General features: G+C 45.6%; 1 protein-coding gene. It reads left to right on the top strand.

The genetic code is table 11. From position 1 onward, the window contains the following. Nucleotides 1-10 precede the first annotated feature (10 nt). Nucleotides 11-955, top strand: a complete 945-nt coding sequence (locus FJR08_RS11635) for an isoaspartyl peptidase/L-asparaginase (RefSeq protein ID WP_015080581.1) — start codon at nt 11-13, stop codon at nt 953-955. The last annotated feature ends 3 nt before the right edge of the window (nt 956-958 follow it).

The raw sequence follows: 958 nt of genomic DNA, 5'->3' as shown, positions 1-958 counted from the left end.
ACAAAATAACATGACATTACAAATACAACCTAAATTAATTATTCATGGTGGTGCTGGTAGTTCTCTCCAAGGTAAGGGGGGATTAATCGCAGTCCGCAATTCTCTTTCTCAGATTGTTGAGGAAGTCTATGCTCTTTTGCTGACGGGTGCAACTGCGGCTCAAGCAGTAGTTCGCGGTTGTCAGATGTTGGAAGATCAACCCCGGTTTAATGCTGGTACTGGTTCTGTACTGCAATCTGATGGACAAATCCGCATGAGTGCTTCCATGATGGATGGAACGACTGGGAGGTTCAGTGGTGTGATTAATGTGTCACGGGTGAAGAATCCGATTGAAATGGCGCTGTTTTTACAAGATGCTGATGATCGGGTTTTGTCTGATTACGGTGCGGCTGAGTTGGCGCGGGAGTTGCAACTTCCTAGTTATAATGCTCTAACTGATTTGCGCTTGAAAGAGTGGACTCTAGAACGTCAGGATAACTTTAAAAGAACCATGGCTGGGGTAGTAGCAGAACCAGAAATGGCGGAAAGTGCTGGTAGGGGGACTATTGGTGTTGTGGCTTTAGATGGCTATGGTAAATTAGCTGCTGGTACTTCCACAGGTGGTAAAGGCTTTGAACGCATTGGGCGAGTCAGTGATTCGGCGATGCCAGCGGGTAATTATGCAACTAGTCATGCAGCAGTTAGTTGTACGGGCATTGGGGAAGATATTATTGATGAGTGTTTAGCAGCTAAGGTTGTGGTGCGCGTTACTGATGGAATGTCACTACAGGAGGCTATGCAGCGATCATTTACGGAAGCTAAGAGGAATAATCGGGATTTTGGAGCGATCGCTCTTGATGCCACTGGTGCGATATCCTATGGTAAAACCTGCGAAGTATTACTGGCTGCTTACCATAATGGAGAAAGCATTGGTGATACTTTGGAATGGAATGATCAAGAACTAATTGGTCAGTAGTCA

The sequence above is a fragment of the Dolichospermum sp. UHCC 0260 genome, from assembly GCF_009711985.1.
GTDB classification, from domain to species: Bacteria; Cyanobacteriota; Cyanobacteriia; order Cyanobacteriales; family Nostocaceae; genus Dolichospermum; species Dolichospermum lemmermannii.
This window is presented reverse-complemented; position numbering and strand designations above follow the sequence as displayed.

Coding starts and splice junctions, on each gene's coding strand:
- FJR08_RS11635 (WP_015080581.1), top strand. CDS start 11: ATGACATTACAAATACAACCTAAATTAATTATTCATGGTGGTGCTGGT.